Annotated in this window: 12 protein-coding genes; 7 read left to right on the forward strand and 5 right to left on the reverse strand. The window is 70.6% G+C overall.

Features of this window, described 5'->3' with window-relative positions; genetic code table 11:
• The first annotated feature begins 47 nt into the window (after positions 1-47).
• Complete coding sequence (locus tag ACLQ14_RS11940; RefSeq protein WP_425813223.1) at positions 48-4,733, forward strand: family 43 glycosylhydrolase; 4,686 nt, start codon at positions 48-50, stop codon at positions 4,731-4,733.
• A 71-nt stretch (positions 4,734-4,804) separates the two neighbouring features.
• Here the strand turns inward: ACLQ14_RS11940 and ACLQ14_RS11945 are convergent, their stop codons facing one another.
• From ACLQ14_RS11945 to ACLQ14_RS11960, 4 genes are all read right to left on the reverse strand, one after another.
• Positions 4,805-6,736 (reverse strand): glycoside hydrolase family 127 protein, encoded by a 1,932-nt coding sequence (locus ACLQ14_RS11945; RefSeq protein WP_425813225.1) that lies wholly within the window; start codon positions 6,734-6,736, stop codon positions 4,805-4,807.
• Between the two features lie 8 nt (positions 6,737-6,744).
• Positions 6,745-7,563, reverse strand: a complete 819-nt coding sequence (locus tag ACLQ14_RS11950) for a carbohydrate ABC transporter permease (protein WP_425813227.1) — start codon at positions 7,561-7,563, stop codon at positions 6,745-6,747.
• 11 nt (positions 7,564-7,574) lie between these two features.
• Complete coding sequence (locus ACLQ14_RS11955; protein ID WP_425813229.1) at positions 7,575-8,537, reverse strand: carbohydrate ABC transporter permease; 963 nt, start codon at positions 8,535-8,537, stop codon at positions 7,575-7,577.
• A gap of 193 nt (positions 8,538-8,730) precedes the next feature.
• Positions 8,731-10,056 carry an ABC transporter substrate-binding protein gene (locus tag ACLQ14_RS11960; protein WP_425813231.1) on the reverse strand — a complete coding sequence of 442 codons (1,326 nt, stop codon included), beginning with the start codon at positions 10,054-10,056 and terminating at the stop codon, positions 8,731-8,733.
• A gap of 228 nt (positions 10,057-10,284) precedes the next feature.
• Here ACLQ14_RS11960 and ACLQ14_RS11965 point away from each other — a divergent pair, with 228 nt between their 5' ends.
• The 4 genes from ACLQ14_RS11965 (at position 10,285) to ACLQ14_RS11980 (ending at position 21,816) form a co-directional block, all read left to right on the forward strand.
• Positions 10,285-11,298 carry a LacI family DNA-binding transcriptional regulator gene (locus ACLQ14_RS11965; protein WP_425813233.1) on the forward strand — a complete coding sequence of 338 codons (1,014 nt, stop codon included), beginning with the start codon at positions 10,285-10,287 and terminating at the stop codon, positions 11,296-11,298.
• Between the two features lie 291 nt (positions 11,299-11,589).
• Positions 11,590-16,632 carry an Ig-like domain-containing protein gene (locus tag ACLQ14_RS11970; protein ID WP_425813235.1) on the forward strand — a complete coding sequence of 1,681 codons (5,043 nt, stop codon included), beginning with the start codon at positions 11,590-11,592 and terminating at the stop codon, positions 16,630-16,632.
• Between the two features lie 105 nt (positions 16,633-16,737).
• Positions 16,738-20,160 (forward strand): family 43 glycosylhydrolase, encoded by a 3,423-nt coding sequence (locus ACLQ14_RS11975; RefSeq protein WP_425813237.1) that lies wholly within the window; start codon positions 16,738-16,740, stop codon positions 20,158-20,160.
• 192 nt (positions 20,161-20,352) lie between these two features.
• Positions 20,353-21,816 (forward strand): glycoside hydrolase family 43 protein, encoded by a 1,464-nt coding sequence (locus ACLQ14_RS11980; protein WP_425813239.1) that lies wholly within the window; start codon positions 20,353-20,355, stop codon positions 21,814-21,816.
• Positions 21,817-21,869: 53 nt separating this feature from the next.
• Here ACLQ14_RS11980 and ACLQ14_RS11985 read toward each other — a convergent pair whose 3' ends face one another.
• Positions 21,870-23,405: an alpha-N-arabinofuranosidase gene (locus ACLQ14_RS11985; protein ID WP_425813241.1), complete on the reverse strand. Its 1,536-nt coding sequence runs from the start codon at positions 23,403-23,405 to the stop codon at positions 21,870-21,872.
• 213 nt (positions 23,406-23,618) lie between these two features.
• Between ACLQ14_RS11985 and ACLQ14_RS11990 the strand changes: the two genes are divergently transcribed.
• Positions 23,619-24,707, forward strand: coding sequence for a LacI family DNA-binding transcriptional regulator (locus ACLQ14_RS11990; RefSeq protein ID WP_425813242.1), 1,089 nt, complete (start codon positions 23,619-23,621; stop codon positions 24,705-24,707).
• Between the two features lie 150 nt (positions 24,708-24,857).
• Positions 24,858-26,249 carry an ABC transporter substrate-binding protein gene (locus tag ACLQ14_RS11995; protein ID WP_425813243.1) on the forward strand — a complete coding sequence of 464 codons (1,392 nt, stop codon included), beginning with the start codon at positions 24,858-24,860 and terminating at the stop codon, positions 26,247-26,249.
• Positions 26,250-26,276: the final 27 nt, after the last annotated feature.

Raw genomic sequence — 26,276 nt, forward strand, 5'->3', positions numbered from 1 at the left:
TTGCCCGGTTCGATAACGATATCCATCTAGGGAGAGTGAGCTCGACGATGAGAACCACCCGAACCTCTCGAGCGCTGGTCGGTCTGCTGGCCGGCGGCGCACTGCTCGGCACGGGAGGGATCGCGGCGTCGGCGGCGGCGACGCCCCTCGCCGCCGCGACCGACACCTTCACCAACCCGGTGATGTTCGCGGACGTCCCCGACGTCGACGTCGCCTACGACGGCCACGCCTACTACATGGTCAGCACGACCATGTACCTCGAGCCGAGCGTGCCGATCATGCGGTCCACCGACCTGGTGCACTGGACGATCGCGGGCTACACGGCGCCGATCCTCGCCGACTCGGACGAGCTCGCGCTGCGGAACGGGAAGAACGCGTACGCCAAGGGCACCTGGGCCGCGAGCATCAAGTTCCACGACGGCACCTACTATGTGTCGGTCGGGAGCCTCACGACCGGCAAGACCTACCTCTACTCGACCACGAGCATCGAGCACGGCCCGTGGAAGAAGTCCGTCCTCGACGGGTACGCGCACGACCAGTCGCTCCTGTTCGACGGCGACAAGACGTACCTCGTGTACGGCGGCGGGAAGATCAGCCTTCGTGAGCTCACGAGGCGCGGCGACGGCACGTTCGCGTGGGCGGGCGCCGAGAGCACGCTCGTCGACGACGCGAACGTCGACCAGACGGCCGGCCTCAACGCCGAGGGCTCGCACGCGTACAAGATCGGTGACTACTACTACGTCTTCATGATCGAGTGGCCGTCCGGCGGGATTCGTCAGGAGGTGCTCTGGCGCTCGAAGTCCCTCACCCCGCAGTCCGCGGGCGGCACCTGGGAGGGCAAGGTCGTCCTCAGTCAGAAGGCCACGGTCGAGGGGCAGGCCGGGGATGGCGCGGCGCAGGGTGGCGTCGTGCAGGGGTCCGACGGCGAGTGGTACGCCATGCTCTTCCAGGACCAGGGGCCCGTCGGGCGGGCGCCGCAGCTCGCGCACGTCACGTGGGGCGCCGACGGCTGGCCGACCTACGACCTCCAGGCCACCATGCCGGTCCCGGGCGGCACGGCGTCGTCGGACCCGGCGGACCTGTCCGGCATCGTCACGTCGGACGAGTTCGACAACTCCGACGAGGCGCCCGGGTACTGGAACAGCGCGAACGACGCCGACCTCGTCTCCTCGCCGGAGAACGCGAACAACGGCTCGAACCTCAAGCTGCAGTGGCAGTGGAACCACAACCCGGACAACCGGTACTGGTCGCTGACCGACCGGCCCGGCTACCTGCGGCTCACGACGGGGAGCCTCGCGACGAGCATCCTCGACGCCCGCAACACCTTGACCCAGCGCACCTACGGCCCGACGAGCTCGGGCGCCGTCAAGCTCGACGTGTCGCACATGAAGGACGGCGACGTCGCGGGCATCTCCGCGTACCAGCAGAAGTACGGCTACGTGGCGGTCACGATGAAGGACGGCGCGACGAGCCTGGTCATGCGTCGCGCGAACAGCGACGGGACGGTCGCGTACACGAGCGCGCCGGTGCCGCTGTCCGCGGACACCGTGTACCTGCGGGCCGAGACGAACTACAAGAGCTTCGCCAACAAGGCGTCGTTCGCGTACTCGCTTGACGGCGCCACGTGGACCAGGATCGGTGACGACCTGGGCATGGAGTACAGCCTCGCGCAGTTCGTCGGCTACCGGTTCGCGATCTTCAACTACGCGACGACGACGACCGGCGGCTACGTCGACGCCGACTGGTTCCACGTGAGCGACGAGATCGGCGGTGCGACGTCCGCGCCGGCGCCGTGCCAGACGACGGCGTCGGTGATCGACAACGGGGGCTTTGAGTCCGGCTCTCTCGCCCCGTGGACGGGCAACGGCACGGCCAAGCTCGCGCTCGAGGGCGACGCGGCGTCCGGCACGTCCGCCGTCAAGGTGACAGGGCGCACCCAGACCGGTGACGGCCCGCAGCAGATCGTCGGAGGCGAGCTCGTCGCGGGCGCGACGTACGACGTCGGGGCGAAGGTCCGGTACACGACGGGACCCGCGACCAAGCAGTTCAACGTCACCGTGATGGACGCACACTGGAAGGCGTACATCATGGCGTCGGCCACCGTGAAGCGGGGCGAGTGGACCACGATCAAGGGCTCGTACACCGTGCCCTCCGCGGACCTCGACCTGTCCACCGCGAAGGTCTTCGTCGAGACGGTCTGGACCGGGACTCCGGATCAGGCGAACGACCTCATGGACTTCGAGGCGGACGACGTGTCGGTGACGGGCGCGACGACGTCCGCGTTCGACGGCGGCGTCGTCGACAACGGCGGCTATGAGACGGGCACGCTCTCCCCGTGGAAGGCGAACGGGACCGCCACGCTCGCGGTGACGCGGGACGACAAAGCGTCGGGAGCCTGCAGCGTCCTCGTGACAGGGCGCACCAAGACCGGTGACGGGCCACTGCAGAGCGTCGCTGGCGAGCTCAGGGCCGGCGCGACGTACGACGTCTCGGCCAAGGTCAAGTACACGACCGGCCCCGCGACCAAGCAGTTCAACGTCACCGTCCAGGACAAGACCAAGGCGTCCATCATGGCGTCGGCGACGGTCACCAGGGGCCAGTGGACGACCGTCAAGGGCTCGTACACGGTCCCGGCGACCGGGTTCGACGCTGCGTCGGCGTCCGTGTTCGTCGAGACCGTGTGGACCGGCACCCCGGACAAGACGAACGACCTCATGGACTTCCTCGCGGACGACGTCTCGGTGAAGGCGCAGGCCGTCACCCCGACGCACCCGGCGGGCGATGCCGCGCCGGCCAAGGCGGTCGGGAAGTCGAACCCGCTCGTGGACTACCAGTACGGCGCCGACCCGTGGGCGATGGTCTACGACGGCCGCGTCTACGAGTACATGACCGGCGACGGCTCGTACGTCGACGCGGACGGCGCGGTCGTCCAGGCGTACGAGACCGACGCGAGCGGAAACATCAAGGACAACTCGTACGGCAAGATCCAGACGATCAACGTGATCTCGTCCGCCGACATGGTCAACTGGACGAACGAGGGCGCGATCAAGGTCGCGGGGCCGCACGGCGCCGCGACGTGGGCGTCCAACTCGTGGGCCCCGGCCGCGGCACACACGACGATCGACGGGAAGGAGAAATTCTTCCTGTACTTCGCGAACAGCGGCGGCGGCATCGGCGTCCTCACGTCCGACTCGCCGACGGGCCCGTGGAAGGACCCGATCGGCAGGCCGCTCGTCAGCTCCGCCACGCCGGGGACCGCGGGAGTCGTCTGGATGTTCGACCCCGCCGTCCTCGTGGACGACGACGGCACGGGCTACCTGTACTTCGGCGGCGGCGTCGGCTCCGACACCGACCACCCCAAGTCGACCCGGGTCATCAAGCTCGGCGCTGACATGATCAGCACGGTCGGCTCCGCCGAGACCATCGACGCCCCCGCGGTGTTCGAAGACTCCGGCATCAACAAGATCGGTGCCACGTACTACTACTCGTACTGCACCAACTTCTCGCACTCGGAGACCATCGACGGCCACGCGATCCCGACCGGGACCATCGCGTACATGACGTCGGCGAGCCCGATGGGCCCGTTCACCTACCAGGGCACCATCCTGCCGAACCCGGGGTCGTTCTTCGGGGCGGGCGGGAACAACCACCACGCGATGTTCCAGCTGGGCGACCAGTGGTACATCACCTACCACGCGCAGACGGTCCAGTCGGCGCTCGTCAAGGGCGGCTCGCTCGACAAGGAGCACGGCTACCGGTCCACGCAGATCGACAAGGTGTCGATCAACGCCGACGGCTCGATCGCGCCCGTCACCGGTACGTACGAGGGTGTCGCACAGACCGCAAGCTTCGACCCGTACCACCGGATCGAAGCTGAGACGATCGGCTGGGACTCTGGCATCCAGGACGCGTACGTGACGTCGTCGGGCGTCCGGGTCGGATCCAAGGGCGACGACTCGTCGGGCGAGCAGGTCCTCACGAACGTGAACGCGGGGGAGTGGACCGCGCTCGGCCAGGTGGACTTCGGGACGTCCGGCGCCGGGTCCGTGTCGGCCGACGTCCGCGCGAAGGCGGGCGGCACGGTCGAGGTCCGGCTCGATAGCCCGACCGACGGAGACCCCGTCGCGACCCTCGACGTGCCTGCGGGCGACGGCTCCGCGTGGAGCACGGTCGAGGCGAAGCTCGCCACCGCGGTGACCGGCACGCACGACGTCTACTTCGTGTTTTCCGGAGCCTCGAAGGGCGAGCTGTTCGACGTCGACGCGTGGACGTTCGCGCCTGCGGCGACCGGCCCGTCGATCGAGAAGGTGTCGGTCGCGGACGGCGACATGGTCTCGGGGAAGGTGACGTTCCGGGTAGACCTGGGCGGTGACGCGAAGGACGTGAAGTACACGTACGTCGAGCTGAACAAGGGCTCGGGCCAGACGTGGGTCACGGACAACACCAAGGCCCCGGGGTCGAACAACGCCGGGCTGCACCCGACGCTCGTCGTGGACACCACGACGCTCGCGAACGGGGCGTACGGGCTGAAGATCGACGCGGTCGGCGTCAACGGGAAGACGACCGAGAAGAAGATCTCCTTCGCGATCGACAACCCGCCCGCGTGGGTCTCGAAGACGACGTACGACACGGGCGAGCAGGTGACCCACGACGGCGCTGTGTGGACCGCGGTGCGCCTGTCGCACAACCAGGAGCCGTCGGCGGGCAAGGCGCAGTTCTGGAGGAAGCGGTGAACGGTACGGCATGACGCGGAGCCCCGCCGAGGTGACGCCTCGGCGGGGCCCGGCTGTTCGCGGCGCGGTCCTCAGGTGGTCGGCAGCCACACCCGCATCGCGCTGGGCCCGCGGTTCGCCCACCGGTGGTAGGGCACGAGCCGGCACTCGACGGACCTGACCTCGCGGGGGATCGGCGGCGCCCCGTACGGCGTGCGGTCGGGCTCGGCGAACCTCACGCTGCTCCCCTCGACGACGGCGCCGTCGCCGTCGGGCTGCGGCGGGAGCATCGGGTCCACGCAGAGCGTCTCGAGGGCCACGCCGTCGGGCAGGTCCACCGACTCGGCGCACAGCACGAGCGGCCCCCGCTCGACGGCGACCGTGCCGCGGACGGCGTCGATCCGGGGGTCGGGGTGCGTCCACCGCGGCTCGAGCGGTAGCCGCAGCACCACGACGTCACCGGCCGCGAGGCCGGAGACGACGTGGCCGGGCGCGTGCGCCGCGGCGACCTTCCCGCCGTCCTCCACCGTGGCGCCCGTCGCCCACGCCGGGATCCGGAGGGTGAGGTCCCACGGTCGGTCCGGCGCCTCGACGACCCTGACGGCGACGAGGCCGTCGTCGGGGTACCGGGTGGTGACAGCGAGGCGGACGGTGGCTCCGTCGCCGAGCTGCGCCGTCACTTCGCCCTCGACGAACTGGAGGAGCTGGACGCCGTCGTCCGACGCCGTGGCGACGTATGTCGCGAGCTGGGCGAGCGTGCGAGCGACGTTCGGCGGGCAGCACGAGACGTCGAACCACGGTGCCCGGAGCTGCGCGTGGGCGCGGGGGCTGACGGCGTCGGGGTCGGTCTCCTGGGCGGCGACCCGCTGCTGGAGCGGGTTCGTGTAGAAGAACGCCTTGCCGTCCTCGCGCGGCGACGCCGCGACGACGTTGTAGAGGGTCCGCTCGATCACGTCGGCGTAGCGCAGGTCGGCCGTGCGCAGGAGCAGCCGCCAGGCCACCATGACGGACGCGACGCCCGCGCAGGTCTCGCAGTACGCGCGGTCCGGCGGCAGCTCGTAGTCGTCCCCGAACGCCTCGTCCTGGTGGTGCGAGCCCATCCCTCCGGTGAGGTAGGTGCGCCGTTCGAGCGCGCGCAGGTACTGCCCCTCGACGGCGTCGGCGAGGGCGGGGTCGTCCTGCTCGACGGCGGCGTCCACGGCTCCGGCGGACAGGTACAGCGCGCGCACGGCGTGGCCGCGCAGGTCCGTCGCCTCGAGGATCGGGACGTCGTCCTGGAAGTACCCGCGCCCGAACTCGATGTCGGGCAGCGTGTGGTGCCCGCGCCGGTCGAGGAGCAGGCGCGCCTGCGCGAGGTAGCGCTCGTCGCCGGTGGCGCGGTACAGCTCGACGAGCGCGGGCTCGATCTCGGGGTGCCCGCAGACGCCCTGGATCCCGTCGGGCCCGAAGACGGCGCACACGTGGTCGGCGGCGCGCACCGCGACGTCGACGAGCCGGTCTCGGTGGCCGGTGCGAAGGCGTGCGACGGCGGCCTGGAACAGGTGTCCGTAGCAGTAGAGCTCGTGCCCCCAGTCGAGCTGCGAGTAGCGGGCCGGTTGACCAGGGTTGCCGAAGCGCGTGTTCAGGTAGCCGTCCGCGTGCTGGGCGGCGGCGACCCGCGCGACGATCGCGTCGAGGTGCGTCTCGAGCGCCTCGTCGCCGGTCCGGCCGATCTCCCAGGCCATCGCCTCGAGGAGCTTGTAGACCTCGGAGTCGGAGAACTCGCGGCCCCGGCGCGTGGCGGCGACGGTCCCGGCGGCGACGGCGTCGAAGTTCGCGAGCCAGCCCGTCCGCTCCAGCCAGGACGCGATGTGCGGGACGATCGCGTCGTGGTTGAGCCGCTGGCGCGCAGCCCAGAACCCGCCCGCGATGCTGACGTCGTCGAGCCCGAGCGGTCGCAGGGCACCGGATCCCGGGGCGACGGGGGCGGCCACCTGACGGTGCCGGGACCCGGCGGGGCGTGGGCTCGTGGTGAGTGGGGTCACGTTGCTGGTCATCCCTTCACCGCGCCCGACGTGAAGCCGCGGATGTAGTAGCGCTGGAGTGCGAGGAACAGGACGATCGCCGGGAGCGTGAGCACGACCACGCCGGCGGTCGTCGAGCCGTAGTCGATGACGCCCATGGTCTGCTGACGCATGTTGACGAGGGCCAGGGGGAGGGGCGCCTTCTCGCTGCTGAGGAGGTAGAGCGAGACCATGAAGTCGTTCCACGCGGCGAGGTAGGTGAACAGGCCGACCGTGACGATCCCGGGGCGCACCGCGGGGAGCATGATCCGGTAGAAGGCTTGGAACGAGTTGCAGCCGTCGATGTAGGCGGCCTCCTCGAGCTCGCGCGGGATCGTCGCGAACGAGTTCCGCATCATGAAGATCGAGAACGGCACCTGGAACAGCGTGAGGACGAGCGCCACGCCGATCAGGGAGTTCTGCAGGTGGATGTCCTTCATCCACACGAGCAGGGGGATGAGCAGGGCGGCGTAGGGGATCATCATGACCGACAGGACCAGGACGAACAGCGCGTTCTTGCCGCGGAACCGGAAGCGCGCGAACGCGTAGCCGCCGGTCGCCGCGATCAGGATCGTGACGGCTGTCGCGCCGATCGAGACGACGAGCGAGTTCTTGAGGTAGCTCGGGAACCCGAGCCCGTACCTGAACATCGTCGTGTAGTTCCCGAACCCGAACCCGTCGGTCTGCGCCGTGCCGGGACTGGGGGACACGGAGCTCACGACGGCCCAGACGAGCGGGAGCATGAAGACCACGGCCATGACGGTCGTGAGCGTGTAGGCGGCGGAGCGTCCCGCCGTGTTCGAGCGCATCGCGCGGGCCCTCACTTCTCGTCCGCGTCGAGCCTCAGGGCCCGGAGCTGGATCATGTTGATGATCACGAGCGCGAGCAGCAGCAGGACGGACAGCGCGGCGGCGAGGCCGAGGTCCTTGCGCGTCTCGAACGCGTCGCGGTAGATGAGCTGGACGATCGTGAGCGTCGAGTTGTTCGGGCCGCCCTTGGTGAGGATGTAGAACTGGTCGAACGCCAGCAGCGAGCCGGTGATCGACAGGATCATGGTCATCGCGATCGTGGGACGAAGGAGCGGCAGCGTGATCGAGCGCAGCGTCCGCAGCCGCCCGGCGCCGTCGATCCGCGCAGCCTCGTAGACCTCCGACGGGATGGCCTGCAGGCCGACCATCGTGAGCAGCATGTAGTAGCCGGCGAAGCGCCAGACGACGAGGACGACGGTCGCCCAGAGCGCGCCGCCCGGCGTGCCGAGGATCGAGGCTCCCGCCTGCGTGCCCGCGACCTTCTCGAGGATCCCGTTGAGCGGCCCGACCTGGGGCGAGTAGAGCGCGTAGAAGAGGAGCGATGCCGACGCGATCCCGAGCGCGGACGGCACCAGGATCGCCGTCCGCAGGAACGAGTTCCAGCGGCGCGACTCCTGGACCAGGAGCGCCAGGCCGTAGGCGATCGGCATGAGGATCACGGTCGTCAGCGCCGTGTACTTGAGCGTGAAGCCGATCGACTTGCCGAGCAGCGGGTCCGAGAACAGCTTGGTGAAGTTGTCCGGGAAGTTGCCACCCTGGGCGCCCCCCAGCAGCGTCCAGTGCGAGCACGCCATGACGACGACCACGACGATCGGCGCGACGAACAGGACGGCGAGCAGGAGCGCGGTGGGGGAGGCGAAGAGCCAGCCGCGGCGGTTCTCGAGCTGGCTCGCGGTGCGGCGTCGTCGTCCGGACGACGGCGGCGCGGGCGGCGACGGCGCCACCACCGGCTCCGCGTAGGTGGACTGGCTCATGGGGACCCTCCGTTGGGCGGGGTGCGTGGGGGGGGGGGGGGGGGGGGGCCCCCCCCCCCCCCCCGGGGGGGGGGCGCGGCGGGCGCCCCCCCCGGCTCGGGGTGGGGGTCGGGTCTATGGGGGGCGGGGGGGGGGGGGGGGGGGGGGGGGGGGGGGGGGGGGGCGCCCCCCCCCGCCACGCGCGTGCGATGGACTACTGGCCGAGCGTGGACGTGATGGCGTCGTTGTCGCTGTCGACCTTCGACGCGTCACCCCAGACGGCGTCCTGGACGAGGAGCTGCCAGGGGCTCCCGGCCGCGTTGAAGGCCTCGTTGAAGTTCACGGCGATGGGCGTCTGGCCGTCCTTGATCGTGCTGTTCGCGACGACGGTGCGCGGGTCGGCGTCCTGGTACCCGTTCTCGAGGACCTTGAGGTTCGACGCGGTGTCGTCGTTGTCGGCGAAGACCTTCTGCTGCGCGTCCTCGGTCATGAGCCACGACAGGAAGTTCCAGGCCTGGGCCTCGTGCTTCGAGTCCTTGGAGACGCCGATCGCGTCGCCGCCGAGGAACGTGGAGGAGCCGCCGTCGACACCGGGGATGGGTGCGACGCCGATGTCGAACTTCGCCGTGTCGAAGAGCGCGCTCACGGCCGTGGCCGGGTACTGCATCACGCCGATCTTCCCGTTCTGGAACGGTGCGGTCCACGTCGCGCCGGTCTCCTCCTTGGAGCCCGCGCCGAGGCCGTTCGGTGTCTTGGCGAGGTCCGCGTAGGCCGCGTAGATCTTCTTCGCCGAGTCGCCGGCCATGAGGGACTCGGTGCCCTCGTCGTTGATCGCCTTGTCGCCGTTGCCCCAGACCATGGGGAAGAGCGTGAAGACGAGCGCGCCGCCGGACTGTCCGGCGAGGTAGGTCCCGGCCACGTCCTTCTTGCCGAGCTTCGCGACGGCCTTGGCCTGGTCCTCGAACTCCTGCAGGTTGGTCGGCCCCTTGTCGGGGTCGAGCCCGGCCTCCTTGTACAGGTCCTTGTTCCAGACCATGACGGAGATGTCCGTGACGAACGGCAGCGTGTGCTCCTTGCCGTCCACGGTGCCGGCCTTGATGTGGCCGGACTGCAGGTCGCCCTTCTCCGGGAGCGAGTCGATCTGCTCGGTCAGGTCCTTGAAGATGCCCTGCTCGGTCCAGTACGGCACGCGGACGACGTCACCCGCGAGGATGTCGGGCAGGCCACCCGTCTGGACGGCCGCGCCGACCTTGCCCTCGACGTCGTCGTTGGGGAGGAGCTCGAGCTTGACCTGGTTCTTGTGGGTCTTGTTGTACTCGGTGACCGCATTGGTCGCCTGCTTCTCCAGCGGGGCCCGCGACCACATGGTGAGCGAGGTGCCGTCGTCGGTGCCGCCGGTGGGGATCGACGACGCGGCCTTGTCGCCGCCGTCGCCGCCGCTGCTGCCGCAGCCGGCGAGCGTGAGCGCGACGCCGGTGACGGCGGCCACCGCTCCCAGGGCGATCCGCCCGCGGCTTCGCCCGTGTGCGTTGTGCTTCATCGTGTGCCTCTCACTTCTCGACTCTGAGATCCGGCTGGCCATCGGGCCGCGTCGCCCGCCTGCTTCACGCGCCCGGCAAGCATCTCGAAACTACCGAAATGCTTTTCGCGGACGCTAGCATCGTGCCCCGTGCACGTCAAGCGTGACAAGGTGAATCGGTCTGTTAGCCTCAGCGAAAACCTTGCACAACCACGGACGCACACTCACTCGGACAGCGGGAGCGCAGAGATGGTGGAGAAGAGCAAGCCGGCCACGCTGGGCGACGTCGCCCGGCTGGCGGGGGTGTCGATCGCGACGGCCTCGAAGGCGCTCAACGGGCGGGCGCAGGTCCGTGACTCGACGAGGGAGAAGGTCATGCGTTCCGCCGAGGCGCTCGCCTTCGTGCCGAACCCGCTCGCGCGGGGCCTGCTGTCGGGCACGACCGGGACGGTCGGCCTGCTCACCTCGGACCTCGAGGGCCGGTTCTCGATCCCGATCATGATGGGCGCCGAGGACGCGTTCGGGGCCGGCTCGACGTCGGTGTTCCTGTGCGACGCGCGCGGCGACGCCATCCGCGAGCAGCACCAGGTCCGCGCCCTGCTGTCGCGCCACGTCGACGGGCTCATCGTCGTGGGCGCCCGACCGGACCCGCGCGCGCCGCTCGCCGGCGAGGTCAACGTGCCCGTCGTCTACGCCTATGCGCCGTCGGAAGATCCGGACGACTCGTCGGTGACCAGCGACAACGTGCAGGGCGGCCGGCTCGCGGCCGAGCACCTGCTGAGCACGGGCCGCCGCTCGATCGGCATCATCACGGGCGACCGCGGCTACGGTGCCGCGCACGACCGGCTCGCCGGCGCGCTCTCCGCGCTGCACGACGCCGGGGTGGAGCCCGTCCAGGACGCGCTGTTCGGCTCGTGGTCCGAGGGCTGGGGCCGCGGGGCCACGCGGGTGCTGCTCGAGGCGCACCCCGATCTCGACGGGCTGATCTGCGGCAGCGACCAGGTGGCGCGCGGCGCCATGGACGCGCTGCGCGAGCTGGGCCGCGAGATCCCGGACGACGTGGCCGTGATCGGCCACGACAACTGGGAGGTGCTCGCGATGAACGCCCGGCCGCCGCTGTCGACGATCGACATGAACCTCCAGGAGCTCGGGCGCCGCGCCGCGGGCATGCTCTTCGACGCGATCGGGGGCTCGCCGACCCACGGGGTCGAGAAGCTCCCGTGCCGGCTCATGGTGCGGGGCTCGACGACGCCGACGAGCTGACGACCCGTCCCCGCCGGGGCGCGTGCCGCGGTCGCGACCGAAAAGACCGAAAACCATTGCGTGACTCTTTCGGGTGTGGCATGTTCGACGCTGACCAGCCCATCTCGACGAGGAGAGAGCATGCAGAGGCACCGACGAACGCGCAGTTCAGCGAGGCTGTCAGCAAGATCTGGGTCAGGCGGGGCGGCGTCTGAGCCGTCGGCCCTGGCCCTCCCGACCGGCAGCACGACCGCCCGCCTCACGGCCGGAACGGCAGCCGCGGCCCTCGTGGCGACAAGCCTTTTCGGTCTGTTGACGCCCCAGCGTGCCGACGCGGCCAACGCCGACATCGGCTTCCCGACGTTCTCGGGCAGCGACCACCCCGTGCCGGACGAGGGCACCGGCTTCCACCCCGAGGGGCAGCTCGGAGCCATCTTCGCCGCTGACAAGGCGGCGGGCGCCGGGAGCGACACGGACCACGACTTCTGGATCGACAAGATGCTGGCCCGGACCGGCAACCAGCCGGGCGGCTCGAACGGCGACGCCAACCAGTACCTCTTCTCCCGGGGGCGCGCGGTCTTCATGAAGACCCACGAGCCCGGGACCCTCGGGTTCGGCGGCGAGGTCGCCTACTGGGAGACGATCTCGGGCGGCACCGGCGCCTACACGCTCAAGGTCCTCGCCGACGGGAGGCCGGTGACGCTCACCGAGGTCCCCGCGGAGCGCAAGCAGACGCCGTCGTACTGGCGCTCGACCTTCACCAGCGCCGACAAGACGCTGAGCGTCGTCGAGACGAAGTTCATCACCCAGAACGACGTCGCGGTCACCGAGCTCGCCGTGAGCTCCGCGGACGGCAAGGCGCGGACCGTGACGGTCCGGGCGTCGTCGGCGTTCGCGACGCAGGAGGACGGTGACGAGCTGACCGGCTCGGTCACCGCGCTCAACAACATCACGACGGTCTTCCCGCGGCTCTCGGGCGACGGCTTCACCCCGGGCGACGGCGCGCTCAGCCGCACGCTCTCGGTCCCGGCGAACGGATCGGTCGCGACCAAGGTCCAGATGGGCTTCGTGACGAAGGAGATCCCCGAGTCGCGGGCCGACTACGACGCGTACCGCGAGGCCACGCCGGCCGCTGCCTACACGAAGCACGTGACGGCGTACAACCAGTGGTGGGTGGACAACATCCCGTATCTGGACACGCCCGAGGACAACATCGACAAGACGCTCTTCTACCGCTGGTGGCTGCTGCGGTTCAACTTCCTCGACGCGAACGTGCCGGGCAACGACTACCAGTTTCCGACGTCGGTCGAGGGCGCGCTCGGGTACAACAACGCGATCGACCTGACGGCCGGCATGTTCATCGACGACCTCAAGTACCTGCGTGACCCGTCGTACTCCTACGGGACCTGGCTGTCGCAGGGCGAGACCGCCGGTGCGCAGGGCGAGTACCGCGACAACCCCGGCGACCCGGCGAACTGGAGCGCGAGCCACACCCAGTACATCTCGGAGTCGGCGTGGCAGTCGTACCAGGTCCACGGCGGGCCCGCGTCGGTCGCGGAGCAGATCGGCACCTACGCCGAGCGGGACACCGCGGGCGAGCTGGCCACCATGGACAGCAACCACAACTACCTGCTCGACACGAACTGGAACGCCTGGACCGGGAACGACGCCGACGCCGTCTCGTTCGACTACAAGCCGGGCGAGAAGCTGGACCGTCCCGAGAGTGCGTACGTGTTCAGCGGCGCCAAGGCGGGCGCCGAGGCGTTCACCGTCGCGGGGGACACCAAGCGTGCCGCCGCCCTCGACGACACCGCGCAGAAGGTCAAGAACGCGGTCCTCGACAACCTGTGGGACTCCAAGGACAAGCTGCTCCTGTCGAGCACGGTCTCGGGGACCCAGGTGCCGTGGAAGGAGATCAACAACTACTACCCGTACAGCGTCGGCCTCATGCCGAAGCCGGGTGACGCAGACTACTCGGACGACTACGACGCCGCCCTGCGGCTCTTCGCGGACGACAAGCAGTTCCCGATCTTCCCGTTCTACACGGCGGACCAGGCCGACAAGGCCGAGGCAGCGGCCGCGGGTCACCCCGGGAGCAACAACTTCTCGATCATCAACTCGACCGTGACGTTCCGGCTGTTCGACAGCGTCCTCCACAACTATCCGACGGACGCGATCAACGCCGACTCGTACAAGAAGCTCCTGTACTGGAACGCGTGGGCGCACTACCAGAACAACGGCGACAACCGGTACCCCGACCAGAACGAGTTCTGGTCCGACGGCAGCGCCGACCCGCAGAGCATCGGGTACCGCTCGTGGATCCACCACACCCAGCTCGGCACGACGAACTGGACCATGATCGAGGACGCGATGGGCCTGCGTCCGCGCACGGACGACAAGCTCGAGCTGGACCCCGTCGACATCGACTGGGACCACTTCGCCGCCGACAACCTGAGCTACCACGGCAAGAACCTCACGATCACGTGGGACAAGCCGGGCGGGACGAAGTACTACGGCGACGACGTGCCCGAGGGCTACTCCGCGTTCCTCGACGGCAAGCTGCTCTTCACCGTCGACAAGCTCTCGCACGTCGTCTACGACCCCGCGACCGGGACCGTCCAGACCGACGACGGCGTCACGGCGAGCAACGTCTCCAAGGCCGGGCTCACCGCGGCCCAGGCCGTCCCGCTGGCCGCCGGCTCGCGCGTCGTGGACGCCTTGGCGAAGGCCGGCACGCCGGCCGCGCCGAGCGACGACAAGGCCGTGGACGTGGCCGCCGGCAAGCCGGTGACCTCCACGTTCGACGCGAGCGGTCACGCCGCCGGGAAGGCCGTGGACGGTCTCACGACCATGACCTCGTACTGGGGCACGGCCGGCTCGCCCAACGCGAGCGACGCGCTGACGATCGACCTGGCCGACGGCGGAGCCGCTGTGCCCGTCGACGACGTCCGCCTGTACTTCTACCGGACGTCCTCGAGCGGGACCGACCCTGGGTACGCGGCGCCGTCGCAGTACCTCGTCGAGTACGACGACGGCTCCGGCTGGAAGCCCGTGCCGGACGAGGCGCGCAGCCCCGTCTACCCGCAGGGCAACTACAACCACGTCCAGTTCCCGCAGGTGAAGGCCGAGAAGCTCCGGATCACGGTGCAGCACGCGGCCGGCGCCAAGACGGGCATCAAGGAGGTCCAGGCGTTCTCGACCGGCGCCCAGGCGCCGGACCCGACCGCCACCGGCCCGCACGCCGACGCCTGGGTCGACTCGACCTACAACCAGACCGGGTCGGCGCGCCTCCTGGGCCTCGCCCAGGGCGCCGGTGCGAGCGCCACGCCCGTCACCGCGCAGTGGAGCGTCGTCTCGGCCCCCGACGGCGGCAAGGCGTCGTTCGTGAGCGAGCGCGCGGCGTCCACGGTGGTCCGCTTCAGCAAGGCCGGCGCGTACACGCTGCGCCTCACGGCGAGCCAGGGCGACACCACCGACACGACAGACCTCGTCGTCCAGGGCTCCGCGCTCGAGGAGGGGCAGATCAACGTCGCGCCGACGGGCAAGGCGTCCGCGAGCTTCACCGCGTCGTGGAACAACGTCAACGCGGTGAACGACGGCAAGCCGGCGTTCTACTCCGGCGGCAACCAGACCGACCTGTGGGGCACGTGGACCGGCGCCGAGCCGGCCACGCGCTGGCTGCAGTACACGTTCGACCAGCCGGTGCGCGTCGACCGGACGTCCGTCGATTTCTGGTACGACAGCACCAGCGGTGGGAGCGGAGTCGCCGTCCCGAAGGGCTGGAAGCTCCAGTACTGGGACGCCGCGGCGGCGAACGGCGCCGGGGACTGGGCCGACGTCACCCACCCGTCGGGGTACGGGGTCAAGCGCGACGCCACGAACGAGGTGACGTTCGACGCGGTCACGACGACGCGCCTGCGCGCCACGTTCGACGCCCTGCCGAACGGCGCCGGCTCGGCGTACTCCGCCGTGGGCGTGTCCGAGTGGCGCGTCTTCGCGGCCGCGGCGGCGTCGATCGCCCCGGTGGACGTCCGCACGACGATCGGCAAGGCGCCGACCTTGCCGAAGACGGTCGACGTCGTCTACCCCGACGGCGCGCGCGTCGCGACCGCGGTGACGTGGGACGCCGTCGACCCGGCGGACCTCGCTCAGGAGGGCTCCGTCGCGGTCTCCGGGACGGTCGCCGGGACGACGCTGCCCGCGGCTGCGACGGTCTGGGTGCGGTCGGCACTGGGCCAGACGGTCACCACCGTCAGCCCGGTCGAGGTGACCACGGCGGCCGGAACGGCGCCGCAGCTCCCGAGCACGGTCACCGTCCAGTACAACGACGGGACGCGCCAGAGCGGCGTGGCCGTGCAGTGGGCCGCGGTCGACCCGGCGCAGTACGCGAAGGAGGGCACGTTCCGGGTCGCCGGGACCGTGGACGGGACCGACATGACGGCGTCGGCGACCGTGACCGTCGGCTCGGGCGGCGACGGCGGCGGCGAGACCGGTCCGTCGATCGAGAAGGTGTCGGTCGGCGACGGCGACACCGTGTCGGGCAAGGTGACATTCGCCGTGGACCTGGGTGGCGACGCGAAGGACGTGAAGTACACGTACGTCGAGCTGAACAAGGGCTCGGGGCAGACGTGGGTCACGGACAACACGAAGGCGCCGGGGTCGACGAACGCGGGGCTGCACCCCACGCTCGTCGTCGACACCACGACCCTGGCCAACGGGGCGTACGGGCTGAAGATCGACGCGGTCGGGACGAACGGGAAGACGACCGAGAAGAAGGTCGCGTTCACGGTCAACAACGCGCCGCGGCTGTCGTTCACGACCCCGAAGGACGGGGCGACGGTGTCCGGGAAGGTCGCCGTGACGGTCGACCTGCAGGGTCAGGGTCTCAAGGCCTACAACCTGCGGGTCGACTCGGCGGGTCTGTCCTACGCGGCGTCGCCCAAGGCGGGTGCGCAGGCGTTCACGTGGGACACCACGACGGTGGCGGACGGGGTGCACACGCTGCTCGCGACGGCGACGGACGACGCGGGGAACAAGACGACGGTCACCGAGAAGGTGACGGTCGCCAACGTCCCCGCGTGGGACGCGAGGACCGCGTACACGACGGGGCGCACGGTCACGTTCGGCGGGTCCACCTGGGCGGCGTCGTGGTGGACGCAGAACCAGAAGCCCGGCGACGTGAACGGGCCCTGGCAGGAGATCGCGACGACGTCGGACGGCACCGCGGTGTGGACGCCGTCGCGGATCTTCGACAGCGGTGACACGGCGGTCTACGACGGCGTGACGTACCGGGCGCAGTGGTGGACCCGGAACGAGAAGCCGGGGGCCGCGAACGGCCCGTGGAAGAAGGCCTGACACACCAGGAGCGGTAGCCAGGGGCCGGTCGTCCGACGGGCGGCCGGTCCCTGGTTTCCCCCCCCGTCCGCGTCACCACGTACCACCGAGGACACAGGAGCTCTCGTGAGATCTGGTTCGCACGCGCGTCGCCGACGCGCACCGGTCGCCCTCGCCGTCGGCGCGGCGCTCGCTGCCACCGCGCTGCTCGGGGCGGTCCCGCCGGCCACCGCCGCGACGGTCGTCCCGGCCGCCGATGACCCGACGCCGCCCTCGCCTACACGCACGATCACCTCGCCCGGCAACCCGATCATCAAGGACGGCTCGCTCTACACCGCCGACGCCGCCACGCTCGTCGGCGACGACGGCCGCCTCTACGTCTACGCCGGCCACGACGAGGCCGGCCCGCAGACCGGGACGTTCGTCATGCACGACTACACCGTCATGGCGACCGACGACGTCGCGAGCGGCCGCTGGGACGTCTACGAGGACGACCTCGACCCCGCGACGACGTTCGCCTGGGCCGACGGCAATGCCGCCTACGCGGGGCAGGTCGCAGCCGGCACGGACGGGAAGTACTACTGGTACGTCCCGATCGAGACCAAGGACGCGTCGCAGCCGAGCCGGATGGCGTTCGGCGTCGCGGTCTCGGACACGCCCGTCGGCCCGTGGAAGGACGCGATCGGCAAGCCGCTGCTCACCTGGAAGGACGTCTTCGGCACCAGCACGGACGGCCAGGAGCTCATCGACCCGACGATCTTCCGGGACGACGACGGCAAGGTCTACCTGTACTGGGGCTCGTGGGGCGTGGCCCGGATGGTCGAGCTCGACCCGGGCATGACGACGCTCGCCGACCCGGCGATCCGGACCGTCTCCGGCCTCAGCGACTTCTACGAGGCGCCGTGGGTCTTCAAGAAGGGCGAGCTGTACTACCTGCTCTACGACTGGAAGCGCGGCGGGAGCGACTGCACGCCGTCGAACTACCAGGCGTGCATCGCGTACGCGACCGCCACGAGCCCGACAGGCCCGTGGACGTATCAGGGGATCATCCTGTCCGGGACGTCGGCGACGACCGTTCACCCCTCGATGATCGAGTTCAAGGGACAGTGGTACCTGACGTACCACACCAAGGATGCCGAGGACGGGGGACATTTCCGGCGTTCCGTCGCGATCGACGAGGCGCAGTGGGACGGCACGAAGATCCTCCCGGTGAAGCAGACTCTCGCCGACGACCCGGCCTACCGGCTCACGACGAACGTCGCACCCGACGCACAGGTGACGGCGTCGTACACGGAGCAGCCGCCCATGCGGACGACCGCCGTCAACGACGGCTTCCGCGCGACGACCGCGCTCCTGCCGCCCGACCAGTGGGGGAACTACCGGTCGACCACGAGCACCGTCGAGAAGGACTGGCTGTCGTACCAGTGGGACGCCCCGGTCAGGACCGGCTCGGTGGGGATCGAGTTCCACCGGGACTCCAACTGGATCCGTCCGCCGGCCTCGTGGACGCTCGAGTACCTCGACGCCGGCGGTGACTGGAAGCCGGTGCAGGACGCGACCTACCCGACCGGGACCGACACCTGGCAGACCGTGACCTTCACACCGGTGACGACGACGGCGCTGCGCGCCACGTTCGCGGGCCAGCCCGAGGGCGCGTACGTCCACTCGGTGTCCGTATCCGAGTGGGAGGTCTACGCGGACGCGCCGTCGTCGGTCGCACCTGTCGCGGTCACGACGAAGCCCGGTACCGCGCCTGACCTCCCGCCCGCGGTTCGGACCGTCGTCGACGGGCAGCTGCTCTGGGCACCCGTCACCTGGCGGCCCGTCGACGCGGCGGACTACGCGCAGGAGGGCACGTTCCAGGTCCAGGGCCGCGTCCTCGGTGACGCGTCCGGGTACCTCGAGGCCACGGTCGACGTCACCGACGACGCCCCGCCCACGCCGCCCGCGGACGGCACCGCCCCCACCGTGTCCCTGGCTCCGAGCGGGACGGCCGGCGCGGACGGATGGTTCTCGTCCGCGGTGACCGTCCGGGTGAGCGCGGACGACGACACCGACTACCTGACGAGGGTCTCCGCAAAGGTCGGCGACGGCGCGTGGAAGACCGTCGACGACGCCCGCCACCTCGACGTCACCGTGAGCGCCGAGGGCACGACGACGGTCGTCGGCAAGGCCGAGGACGCGTCGGGCAACGTGTCGGACGAGGTGTCGCGGACCGTCAAGGTCGACACCACGAAGCCGGTCGCGACCGCGCACGTCGACGCGGACGCCCGCACCGTGACGGTCGACGCGACCGACGCGCTGTCCGGCGTCGCATCGCTCCGCTACCAGCTCGACGGCAAGGGCCCGTGGTCGGACGGAACGCTCGGGAAGGCGATCGGCGTCCCCGACGCGCTCCCGCACACCGTCGCGTACCGGGTCAGCGACAAGGCCGGCAACGCGGCCACCGGGAGCGCCGTCGTCCCCCTCGGCGACGACGTGCACCTGACCGGCGACGTCGCGGGCTACGCCACGGCGAGCGCGTCGTTCACGTCGAGCTGGGAGAACGCCGGCGGCCTCAACGACGGGACCAACGGCCTGTTCGAGAACGACGCCGCGAAGGTCGGGACGTCGTGGGGCACCTGGCCCCAGGTCGGACGCCAGACCGCGACGCTCACCTGGCCGTTCGCCGTCACCGTCGACCGGACGGGGGTCTGGTGGTACCGCGACTCGCCGGACGACGCAGGTGGCGGCATGATCCCGCCGAAGACGTGGACCCTCCAGTACCTCGACCCCGACGGGACGACCTGGCACGACGTCGTCCTCGCCGACGGGAGCACCTACGGGCGGGACAGCGACGGCTTCGCCACGACCGCGTTCGCGCCGGTCACGACGACGGCGCTGCGCGTCGTGGCCGACTCCTGGGGTGCGGCGGACGGCGGGGGCTCGACCGGGATCAGGGAGTGGCAGGTCGTCGCCGCGGAGACGGAGGAGAGCACCTCTCCCGAGCTCGCGTTCGTGACGCCGAAGGACGGGGCGACGGTGTCCGGGAAGGTCGCCGTGACGGTGGACCTGGCCGGTCAGGGTCTCAAGGCGTACAACCTGCGGGTGGACTCGGCGGGTCTGTCGTACGCGTGGAAGCCGAAGGCGGGTGCGCAGACGTTCGCGTGGGACACCACGACGGTCGCGGACGGTGTGCACACGCTGCTCGCGACGGCGACGGACGACGCGGGCCACAAGACCACGGTGACGCGGAAGGTCACCGTCGACAACGCCCCCAAGGCGCCCCGCTGGGACGCCGGTTCGGTCTATCTGGCCGGCGACCGGGTTGCGTTCGGCGGGGCGGTCTGGCTGGCGTCGTGGTGGACGCAGAAGCAGAAGCCGGGTGACGTGAACGGGCCGTGGCAGGAGGTCGCGACCGCCCCGGAGGGCACCGCCGTGTGGACGCCGTCGCGGATCTTCGACAGCGGTGACACGGCGGTCTTCGACGGCGTGACGTACCGGGCGCAGTGGTGGACCCGGAACGAGAAGCCGGGGGTCGCGAACGGCCCGTGGAAGAAGCTCGGCTGACGGGCACGGGCCGGCCGCTCCCACGGGGGCGGCCGGCCTCTCCGGTCCGCGCCGGGACGCCGCCGGCGGGCCAGCGCATCCTTGACACCCGCCATGTGAGCGCTAACATCGACCATCGTCACACCGCTGCCGCCCGCCCGATTCGGGCGGGCTGTCGCGGCTCCCGATTTACAACGATGTAGAGGAGTGGCCATGAGCACGGACCAGCACCCCCGCAAGCACCGCAGACGACGCGCACTCGTCGCAGGAGCGGCCGCGGTCGCCGTCGTCGCGAGCGGTGTCGCGCTCGCGACGGCACCGTGGCGCACGGACCCCGCCGTCGCGCAGGACCGCAGCGACACGCGCAGCGCCCAGGCGGCCGACGTCGCCGCCACCGCGAAGCTCCCGACCGGCGGGCTCTCGGTCCACGGCGACGTCGCGCCCGTCCACGACCCCGCCCTGTTCGTCGACCACGACGGCACCTGGTACACGTTCTCGACCGGGCTCGTGAACCGCGAGAAGGGCGGCACGATCCTGATCCGCGCGTCGCACGACGGCGGCGTCACGTGGGAGTCCGAGGGCACGGTCTGGGACCGCATCCCGTCGTGGATCGACGAGAAGTTCGGCGCCGACGGCGGCACGCTGCCCGACAACCTGTGGGCGCCCGCGATCTACGAGCACGACGGGACCTACTACCTGTACTACTCGGCGTCGACGTTCGGCTCGAACACGTCGGTCACGGCCCTCGCGACGAACACGACGCTCGACCCGAAGGACCCGCACTACAAGTGGGTCGACCAGGGCCCCGTCGTCGAGTCGCCGACGCCCATCACGCCCGACGGCCTCCAGTTCAACGCGATCGACCCGAGCGTCGTCGAGGACCACGGCAAGCCTTACCTGTCGATCGGGTCGTTCTGGTCGGGCCTGTTCCTGGTGCCGATCGAGTGGCCGAGCGGCAAGCCGGTCCACGGCTGGGCGGAGAAGTCCGTGCACCTCGTCGACCGGATGTCCCCGCCGAACGCCGTCGAGGGCTCGCAGATCGTGAGGCACGGCGGCTACTTCTACCTGTTCGCCTCGTTCGACTCGTGCTGCCAGGCAGCGAACAGCACGTACCACGTGGTCGTCGGGCGCTCGAAGAACGTCGCCGGGCCGTACGTCGACGAGGCCGGAAGGTCCATGCTCGACGGCGGCGGCACGACGGTCCTCGACAAGAACGGCTCGGAGGTCGGCCCCGGCGGGCAGTCCGTCTTCGGCGACGTCCTGGCGTACCACTACTACGACGCCGGCAACGCGGCGTCGCCGTACCTGCCGACGCTCGGCCTGCAGAAGCTGAGCTGGAAGGACGGCTGGCCGACGGTCGACCAGACCGCCGTGCCCGCCTCCCTCACCCGGCAGCCCGCGGACGCGTCCGCCCGGGTGGGCGGCACCGTGACCTTCGCGGTCGGCGTCGCGGGCACCCCGGCGCCCGTCGTGACCTGGCAGGTGTCGTCCGACGGCGGCACGACCTGGCAGGGGGCGCCCGGCTCGCCCGCGGCGCGGGCGGAGCGCGGTGGGTCGACGCTGCGGCTCCAGCACGTGAAGGTTGCGCAGGACGGGCTGCGGGTGCGGGCGCTCGTCAGCAACCCGCACGCCGCCGTGACGAGCGAGGTCGCGAGGCTCACGGTCCGGAAGCACTGAGCCCGGCCGCCGGCGGGTGATGCGCTCCGGGGCGCGTCACCCGTCGGCGCGGGTCAGGCGCGGGCGAGCCGTCCCTCGAACGCGGTCCACGACTCGGGGGCGAGCCGGATCGTCGTCGTGCGGGTGCCCGGGTTCACTGCGTGCGCGACGTCGACCGCGGACCAGCAGGCCTGCGTCACCTTCGCGGCGTGCTCCGCGCCGGCGACGGCGGGCTCGTGGTCGGCGACCATCTGGCGGCCCTGCTCCACGGACACGATGGCGCCGGCGTGGGCGAGCTCCACCTCGACCACCCGGTCGCTGCGGTTGGTGAGGAAGAGCGCGAGGGCCCCGGTCTCGGCGTCGTGCGTGGCGGCGGCGGTCACCGCGGGGACCTCGCCGTGCCGACTCGTTGCGTACGACGGCGCGTCCACCCGCAGGTCGAGCGCGTCGCCCTGCGCGAGGCGCGCCGTCGTCGCGAAGGGGTGGAACGTGGGCTGCCTCCACGCCTCGCCGCCGGGCTCGGTCATGATCGGCGCGATCACGTTGACGAGCTGGGCCAGGCACGCCACCGGGACGCGGTCGGCGTGGTTGAGCAGCGTCACGAGGAGGTCGCCGACGACGACGGCGTCGAGCGCCGAGTACACGTCCTCGATGATGCGCGGGGCGTCGCGCTGGATCGGGAGGTTCGCCTCCCCGGGGAACCGGGACTCGAGGTACCAGACGTTCCACTCGTCGAAGCTGATGGTGATCCGCTTGTCGGAGCGTCGCTGCGCGCCGACGGCGTCGGCGGACGCGACGACGCGCCGGATGAACCGGTCCATGCCGGTCCCGGAGCCGAGGAAGCTCGCCCGGTCGCCGTCGAGCTCCTCGTAGTAGGCGTGCATCGAGACGTGGTCGACGAGGTCGTACGTGTACGAGAGGACGGTCTGCTCCCACGCGCCGAACGTGTCCATCTGCATGGACGACGACCCGCAGACGACGAGCTCGATGCTCGGGTCGACGAGCTTCATGGCCTTGCCGGCCTCGGCGGCGAGCTTGCCGTACTCGTGCGCGTCCTTGTGCCCGATCTGCCACGGGCCGTCCATCTCGTTGCCGAGGCACCACAGGCGGACGCCGTAGGGCTCGGCGCGCCCGTTCGCGATGCGCAGGTCCGCCCAGCGGGTGCCGGCGTCGCCGTTGCAGTACTCGACGAGCGCGGCCGCGGCCTCGACACCCCGCGTGCCGAGGTTGACGGCCATCATCGGCTCGATGCCCTCGCGCTCGGCCCACTGCAGGAACTCGTCGGTGCCCACGAGGTTGGGCTCGACCGTGCGCCACGCCAGGTCGAGGAACGGCTTGCGGTCCTCGACCGGCCCGACGCCGTCCTCCCAGCGGTAGTTCGAGACGAAGTTCCCGCCCGGGTAGCGCAGCATCGAGACGCCCAGCTCGTGGGTGAGGTCGGCGACGTCGCGGCGGAAGCCGTGCTCGTCTGCGGTCGGGTGCCCGGGCTCGTGGATGCCGGTGTAGACGGCGCGGCCCAGGTGCTCGACGAACGAGCCGAACAGCCGGCGGTCGACCGTGCCGACGCGGAAGTCGGGGTGCAGCGTGACACGGGCGGGGGAGTGCGTCATCGGTTCCTCTCCTCAGCTGCGCGGCGCGCCGCACCACGCCTGACTGGGTCGTTTACAACGTTGTTGACACGGCACTTTACATCGATGTCTACATCGATGTAGCGTTCCGGCCACGGCACCGTCGCGGAGACCCCGCAGCGCGGCGCCGGGCACACGAACGACCGTCACGGCCGGGGACGAACCCGGTACACCGAGCGCGAAGGAGCGACCACGATGCCCGTGACCATGCACGACGTGGCGGCCCGCGCCGGCGTCTCCGTCAAGACCGTCTCCAACGTCGTCAACCGGTACCCGCACATCCGTGCCGAGACGCGCGAGCGGGTCCAGCAGGCCATCGACGAGCTCGGCTACCGGGTCAACATCACGGCCCGCAACCTGCGCACGCGGCGCACGGGCATGATCACGCTGGCCGTCCCGGAGCTCTCGCTCGCGTACTTCGCCGAGCTCGCGGACCTCGTGATCCAGGCCGCCGACGCCCGCGGCTACACCGTCCTCATCGAGCAGACCAGCGCCTCGCGGCAGCGGGAGATCGACGTCCTGCGCGGGCGTCAGCAGCGCGTCACCGACGGGCTGATCTTCTCCCCGCTCGAGCTCGGCCAGGACGACATCGCGCTGTTCGACGTGCCGTTCCCGCTCGTCGTGCTGGGCGAGCGCGTCTTCGGCGCCCCAGCCGACCACGTCACCATGAACAACGTCGAGGCGGCCCGCGCGGCGACGCAGCACCTCATCGAGCTGGGCCGGCGCCGGATCGCCGTCGTCGGGGCGCACCCCGGCGAGGTCGTCGGCTCCGCCGGCCTGCGCATGCGCGGGTACGAGCAGGCGCTCGCGGACGCGGGCCTCCCGCTCGACCCGGCGCTCGTCGGCGAGGCGGGGCCGTGGCACCGCAAGACCGGCTCCGACACCATGGGTGCCCTCTTGGACTCGGGTGTCGAGATCGACGCGGTGTTCGCCCTCAACGACGCCATGGCGCTCGGCGCGCTCCACGCGCTGCACGCGCGCCGGATCGACGTGCCGGGCGACGTCGCGCTCGTCGGGTTCGACGACGTCGACGACGTCCGGTACTCGGTGCCCACCATCACCTCGGTCGCGCCGGGGCGCGAGCAGATCGCCGCGACGGCGGTCGACCTCGTGCTGGCGCGAATCGAGTCGGACGGGAACGGGACACCGGTCCCGTTCAAGCGGGTCGTCCCGGACTCGTCCATCATCGGGCGCGAGTCGACGGGGGACGTGCCCGAGGGAGGCGGCGAACGCGTCGTCGGGGTGCAGCCCGGCGGCGAGGGAGACGTCGGCTCCCCGCCGTGACCAACCCGGCCGGGCGCACGCCCGGTCGCACGTCTCGTGGCCCCGGACCGAACTTCCGGGCTCACGTGAACGCTCACATTCCAACGTTGGAACGGCGGCTCTGCCAGGCCGCCGGACCAGGCCACCCGGCCTGACTCTCAAGGAGGAGACATGAACACCACCACGCGCACCCGCCGATGGGGCGTCGCGGCCGTCGCGGCGGTCGTCGGCCTCGGCCTCGCGGCCTGCTCGTCGGGCGGCGGCGGCTCGGACGACACGTCGACCGGCGGCTCGGGCGGCGGCAACGCCAAGGCCTCGTGCACCAACAAGATCAAGAAGCCGGACGCCACCAAGGTCACCGTCTGGGCCTGGTACCCGGGGTTCCAGGGCGTCGTCGACCAGTTCAACACCACCCACGACGACGTGCAGGTCTGCTGGACCAACGCCGGCCAGGGCGGCGACGAGTACAACAAGTTCTCGACGGCCATCCAGGCGGGCAAGGGCGCCCCGGACGTCATCATGCTCGAGAACGAGATGCTGCCGACCTTCGAGACCCTCAAGGGCCTCGCCGACATGTCGCAGTCCGGCGCCACGCAGGACCTCAAGTCCAAGTACACCGAAGGCTCGTGGTCCGACGTCACCAGCGGCGACGGCATCTACGCGATCCCCGTCGACGGCGGCCCGGTCGGCCTGCTGGTCCGCAAGGACATCTTCGACAAGTACAAGGTGAAGGTCCCCACCACGTGGGACGAGTACGCCACGGCCGCGCAGCAGCTCAAGGACGCGGGCTACAAGGGCTACATCACGGACTTCGCGCCGAACACGAACTCGGGCATGTACGCGCTGTGGTCGCAGGCCGGCGCGACGACGTTCACCTACGACGCGGGCGACCCCACCAAGGTCGGCGTCGCGCTGAACACGACCGAGACGAACAAGGTCCTCGACTACTGGAACCAGCTCCTCGGCAAGGGGCTGGTCGGACACGAGAACGCGTCGACGACCGACTACAACACGCACCTCGTCGACGGCACGTACGCGTCCGTCGTCGCCGCCGCGTGGCTGCCCGGCTACCTGCAGGGCATGTCCGGGGCCGACAAGGACGCCCAGTGGCAGGCCGTGCCGCTGCCCCAGTGGGACGCGGCCAACCCGGTCCAGGTCAACATCGGCGGCTCGAGCTTCTCGGTGACCAGCCAGGCCAAGGACAAGAAGGCCGCCACCGAGGTCGCGATGGGCCTGTTCAGCACGGACGAGGCGTGGAAGATCGGCATCGACAAGGCTGCCCTCTTCCCGCAGTTCAACCAGGTGCTGAACGCCGCGTCCTTCACGGACAAGAAGTACCCCTTCTTCAACGACCAGCAGATCAACAAGGACGTCTTCGTCCCGGCCGCCGCCGGGTACAAGGGCTTCCAGTTCAGCCCGTTCCAGACCTACGTCTACGACCAGCAGACGCAGGCCTTCCACGACATGGTCACGAAGAAGCAGTCGGCGGCCGACACCCTGAGCGCCCTCCAGGACAAGATCGTCAAGTACGCCCAGGGCCAGGGCTACACCGTCTCGCAGTAGTGCGCGGGGGCCCGCGGGCGGACGCCC

Origin of the sequence: Luteimicrobium sp. DT211, from assembly GCF_049844995.1 — a bacterium.
GTDB lineage: Bacteria > Actinomycetota > Actinomycetes > Actinomycetales > Cellulomonadaceae > Luteimicrobium.

Bases quoted from the DNA above. Each gene is read 5' to 3' on its own strand.
- ACLQ14_RS11960 (WP_425813231.1), bottom strand. From the start codon at position 10,056: ATGAAGCACAACGCACACGGGCGAAGCCGCGGGCGGATCGCCCTGGGA.
- ACLQ14_RS11990 (WP_425813242.1), top strand. From the start codon at position 23,619: ATGCCCGTGACCATGCACGACGTGGCGGCCCGCGCCGGCGTCTCCGTC.
- ACLQ14_RS11980 (WP_425813239.1), top strand. From the start codon at position 20,353: ATGAGCACGGACCAGCACCCCCGCAAGCACCGCAGACGACGCGCACTC.
- ACLQ14_RS11965 (WP_425813233.1), top strand. From the start codon at position 10,285: ATGGTGGAGAAGAGCAAGCCGGCCACGCTGGGCGACGTCGCCCGGCTG.
- ACLQ14_RS11985 (WP_425813241.1), bottom strand. From the start codon at position 23,405: ATGACGCACTCCCCCGCCCGTGTCACGCTGCACCCCGACTTCCGCGTC.
- ACLQ14_RS11955 (WP_425813229.1), bottom strand. From the start codon at position 8,537: ATGAGCCAGTCCACCTACGCGGAGCCGGTGGTGGCGCCGTCGCCGCCC.
- ACLQ14_RS11995 (WP_425813243.1), top strand. From the start codon at position 24,858: ATGAACACCACCACGCGCACCCGCCGATGGGGCGTCGCGGCCGTCGCG.
- ACLQ14_RS11950 (WP_425813227.1), bottom strand. From the start codon at position 7,563: ATGCGCTCGAACACGGCGGGACGCTCCGCCGCCTACACGCTCACGACC.
- ACLQ14_RS11940 (WP_425813223.1), top strand. From the start codon at position 48: ATGAGAACCACCCGAACCTCTCGAGCGCTGGTCGGTCTGCTGGCCGGC.